General features: G+C 32.3%; 6 protein-coding genes. All 6 read left to right on the top strand.

Annotated elements, in window-relative coordinates; genetic code table 11:
- The first annotated feature begins 71 nt into the window (after positions 1 to 71).
- Entirely contained in the window at positions 72 to 1,307 is a 1,236-nt protein-coding gene (locus AC0KTX_RS16375) for a hypothetical protein (protein ID WP_474253127.1), read from the top strand.
- Positions 1,308 to 1,516: 209 nt separating this feature from the next.
- A complete protein-coding gene (locus AC0KTX_RS16370) occupies positions 1,517 to 1,834 on the top strand; it encodes a transposase (protein WP_232515537.1) in 318 nt (105 codons plus the stop codon).
- A 236-nt stretch (positions 1,835 to 2,070) separates the two neighbouring features.
- Positions 2,071 to 2,361, top strand: a complete 291-nt coding sequence (locus tag AC0KTX_RS16365; protein WP_339200065.1) for a hypothetical protein — start codon at positions 2,071 to 2,073, stop codon at positions 2,359 to 2,361.
- 258 nt (positions 2,362 to 2,619) lie between these two features.
- The gene (locus tag AC0KTX_RS16360; protein ID WP_066251550.1) at positions 2,620 to 3,000 is read left to right on the top strand and encodes a GntR family transcriptional regulator; all 381 of its coding nucleotides are present in this window, start codon (positions 2,620 to 2,622) and stop codon (positions 2,998 to 3,000) included.
- A complete protein-coding gene (locus AC0KTX_RS16355) occupies positions 3,000 to 3,854 on the top strand; it encodes an ABC transporter ATP-binding protein (RefSeq protein ID WP_066251558.1) in 855 nt (284 codons plus the stop codon). Before AC0KTX_RS16360 ends, AC0KTX_RS16355 begins: the two co-directional genes overlap by 1 nt.
- A gap of 2 nt (positions 3,855 to 3,856) precedes the next feature.
- Complete coding sequence (locus AC0KTX_RS16350; RefSeq protein ID WP_339192839.1) at positions 3,857 to 4,507, top strand: ABC-2 transporter permease; 651 nt, start codon at positions 3,857 to 3,859, stop codon at positions 4,505 to 4,507.
- The last annotated feature ends 149 nt before the right edge of the window (positions 4,508 to 4,656 follow it).

Below are 4,656 nucleotides of genomic sequence, written 5' to 3'. Positions count from 1 at the left end.
CGATAAAAAAAGTGGATAACTATTGGTATAATCACCTTTAGTTATCCACATGTAGTGAAATGGTGTCAAACTTGAGTCAAGATGAATTATCTAGTATAAGACAACGCCTAGAAGCATTAGGTGTCGATTTCAATAAATTCGAAACGTCTACATCACCTAGTGTGAAAAGTATACATATCCCTGTAAAAACGTACCGAAAAATTGAATCTACGGATTTTAATAATGATTTCAATCGTTTATTACAACTGGCTGATCAACGGTTGAGTGATGCCGGCATCGATTTAAAACGAGATCCTTTATTACAAATTATCAGCCAAAATGAATTAAAACAGAGTCAAGATGATTACTTAAAAAATTTCGGAAATATCGAATGGACAAAATCTGACTACCTTATTGTTTTGATTGCTGGGCTTGTTGCAACCCTTCTTGATATTTTTTTAGTGAAAATTCCAACTGATACTAACTTTTTAGGTAATATGCAAGAAGGTTCTCCAATCACAAAGTGGATTAAGGAGAAATCTTCAGAAATTCACAAATCATTTTTTGAGGATTTGGAAAAGAAAGCGAAAGTGGTCTTTGATGCTTCAACTGACGTTTCTCTTGATCAAGAAGTTGCCGGTTTAAATCCACATTTTCATCGACTTATGAGTTTTGGGCACGATCCCATTCTTGGTTTTATTTTTGGAGTTATTGATGTTATGAAAGGAACCGGGACATTTGTAGATAAGTATGGAAATCTTATTGTTGCTAAAAATAATGGATACTCACCGGAAAGTAATTTTTTCATCGCAATCATTAAAGTATTTCTTCATTTACTTTCTGATATTTTTACAAAGGCAGGGATTCAACCGCCGTTTTTCACACTTGTTCAGCTTATTAAAGCTAAATCTCCATTTGTACTTGGTCCTTCTGGTGAAAAGGTTAGTTGGACCGATGTTGCTCGCTATATGTACAAGCATGGATATGATTTTCGTCATTTTTTAACTACGGGCATTGTACCAGCATCAGTTGATATTATTATCCGTTTATACTGGTACGCTTCAAAAATGTTTTCTGATGATCCAGAAACCCACTTTCCAAAAGCAAAGCTAGCATCTTTGTTAATGCTGGGTCACTCTATTGCTTTATCTGGAAATTTTATAAAAACAGGGTTGATTTACCATATGAATCCCCTTGCACTTAATTGGTCACAAATTCTTCGCATGGTTCCAATCGTTATTTCTTATATAAAAGAAAAAATTGAGAGAGATAAGAAGATACGTAAATCTATAGATAAGGAATGGATATTATTGTATAAGGGGATCTAGGCTATGGTTATTCAATGACAAGGAAATGTTTTAAAAATAAAAAACGAAAAAGCAATTGTAAGAAATATCCAAATAGCGAAATCGTGATAGAAAATGTCAATAATATCACCAAAAACATCTAAAGTTACATTCTCATTAGCCCCCTAATGAATTTGGACACTCGATAAGGTGTTTTTTATAATCGAAGTGACCAATGAAGGGGACTTTTGATGTACATGAAACGAAGAAAACATTCGAAGGAATTTAAGCTACAAGTAGTGAAAGAAGCATTAGAAGTTGGAAATAAAGCATTGGTAGCTAGAAGATACGAGCTTAGCCCGAATCTCGTGCAAAGATGGGTGAAGGCATACGAAGAAGGACAGCTAGGACAAGAAACAGTTACCCATTCCTCTTCAGCTGAAATCAAAAGGCTGGAGGAAGAAAATGAACAGCTCAAGAAGCTATTAGGGGAAAAAGATTTAGAAATCGCGATTTTGCGTGATTTGATAAAAAAGAAGAACCCTCACTTACTGAAAAATTGGAAGTAGCCGAGCAGTGGAGCGAGAAAGGATATCCGATTACAAAAGTATTGGAGATTCTAGAAATGAATCGCTCAACCTACTATTTTTACGGAAATGAAAGAGTTTTATAAAAATATTTTTAAAGTAGAACCACATAATGCATAATGAAGGAATATTTTCATCTAATTTCAAGATATATCGTTAATTTCTTTGTTTCATTACTAAATATATCCTCTCCTATCTTTTGATAGGGGAGCTTTGTTTTGCGTGCTTATGGTTTTAATTTCCAAGGACTTTTTATTGTTTTTCGTATCATTGAGGTATTTCCTTTAAAAATTAAACAACTATTTTTTAACACTGATATCTATCCCGCTCCTATTATTTTTACCAAAGGGAGCGGGATTTTTTGTTCTATCACTATTGTTATATTTTTGATAGGAAAGAAAAGGAGAGGGAGAAGTTTAAATCCATTCTTTGCAGAAAAGCCATCAAATCAAAAATCACTTCCTGCAGCAAGAACTACCCCTAACCCCAAAAAAGTAAAAAACGCGTAAGGTTCGCTCCGATAAAACTCACGAATAGAGAACAGAACGCGTACTGTTGCGTAAAGATAAACAAATATAACTGTTGTAATGCCGGCAATTGTTCCAACTGATATAACTCCTGCAACAAAATTTTGTCCGACTGCATGAAACGTAAATTTGTAAATACCTTGATATTTCAAAAATTTTTAATTAAAATTTAATTGTAAATATTGTATATTATGTATATGGTGTATATGTAATACATATACAGTTAAAAGAGGTTTTTCTATGAAAATAATACTTAAAAACAGTTCCGAACAACCTTTATACCAACAAATAAAAGATCAAATTAAGGGTGCCATTCTCCGTCAAGAATTAAAAGAAGGAGAAAAACTACCTTCCATTCGTTCACTAGCAAATGATTTGCATGTTAGTGTTCTTACAACGAAAAGAGTATATGAAGAGTTAGAGAAAGAAGGCTTTATTATAACTATTGTAGGAAAGGGGTCATTTGTAGCGTCTGAAAACATGGAAATGTTATTGGAATCTAAAAGGCATCTGGTGGAAAAAAAGCTCTCAGAAGTGTGGCAAATGGCTAGAACTCTTGGAATAAATAAAGAAGAACTTTACTCAATGATGGATATCATTTTTGAAGAGGATGATGAATGATGAAAGCCGTTTTAGAGGTAAATAACTTAAAAAAAGAGTTAGGTAGTTTCAGCTTAGAACAATTAACTTTTTCACTAAAGGAAGGCTGCATAACAGGATTCATCGGTGTAAATGGTTCTGGGAAAACAACAACAATTAAAACCATTCTTGGACTTTATCCCAAAGATGACGGTAGCATTAAATTTTTTGGTAAAGATATGGAAAAAAATGAATGCGAAATAAAAAATCGCATTGGTGTAGTTTTAGACGAAGGCTATTTTTATGAAGAGATGACATTGAAAGAAATGAAGAGTATTATTGCCCCAGCATATACGAATTGGGATGAATCTGTTTTCTTAAACTACATAAATCGTTTCAATTTAAAATTAAACCAGAAAATTGCCACTTTATCGAAAGGTATGCGTATGAAATTTGCTATTACTTTAGCTCTATCTCACCATGCGGATTTATTAATAATGGATGAACCAACAAGTGGGCTTGATCCATTAATTCGTAATGAGTTAATGGAAATACTTTTAGATTTCATGGAGGAAGAGGGGAAAAGTGTTTTCTTTTCTACTCATATTACGTCTGATTTAGAGAAAGTAGCTGATATGCTTATTTTAATCGACAATGGCAAAATCGTATTCAATGAAAGTAAAGACGAACTATTAGAAAGACACGCTTTGATAAAAGGGGATAATCGTTTAATAAATGAACACTCGACTAAATTATTTTTAAGATTACGTCAAACACCATTTGGATTCGAAGGAATTACCAATAAAGTAGATCAAGTATGTGAGCAAATGAAAGATATTATTATAGAAAGACCCTCCATTGAAGATGTAATGTTGGCTTATGTAAAGGAGAGATAAAATTGTTGCTTCATCTCGTTAAAAAAGATTTAATTTTAGCAAAAAAGTATCTATTGGTTATGCTTATTTTTGCAATTGTAGCACCTATATTTAACAATTCAAAATTAGGATTAAGTAACGGCAGCTTTATAAGTTTTCTTACTACTGTTTTATTTGTGGAATATATTTTGTTTAATATGATTTCGTTTCAAGAGGATAAATATAAAGGGGCAGCCCTTCTTTGTACAACTCCATATACTCGAAATGGTGTTATTAAAGCAAAATACGTATTTATTCTCGTCATTTTTATTGCGTGCTTTCTTTTATATAATCTTGCTGCAGCAATTGGTGCATCATATGGGTTAACACGGTTAAGTATTTATAGTGTAGGAGTAGCTCTTCTTATTATTTCTATTTTTTTCGGTTTATTAATTCCTGTTCAAACTAAATTTGGGTATGAAAAAACAAAATATATCTTTTTTATTACGGTCTTTTTAACTCCATTTATACTGCCAACTATTATTGAATGGTATCAATCTATTGATATTAATATCAATTTTAACTTACCAATACCTCAATCTATAAAGGATTGGATACCTTTTGCTATAGCTGTTTTAATGGGATTAATTTCAATGATTATATCAATCCGAATCTATTCAAGGAAAAACTTATAATCATTTTTTGAGGTGAATACTATTTAGCCCCTAAATGAACTTGGACAATAAGAGTAAAAAATAATATACTGCTTAATGTACCAAGGAGGCTAAACAACATGACACGAACCAAACACTCCAAGGAGTTTAAATTACAAGTCATCAAAGAG

Source organism: Aeribacillus sp. JST-2, assembly GCF_056032925.1.
The sequence above is the reverse complement of the archived record's forward strand: the minus strand, read 5'-3'. Positions and strand labels throughout refer to the sequence as shown.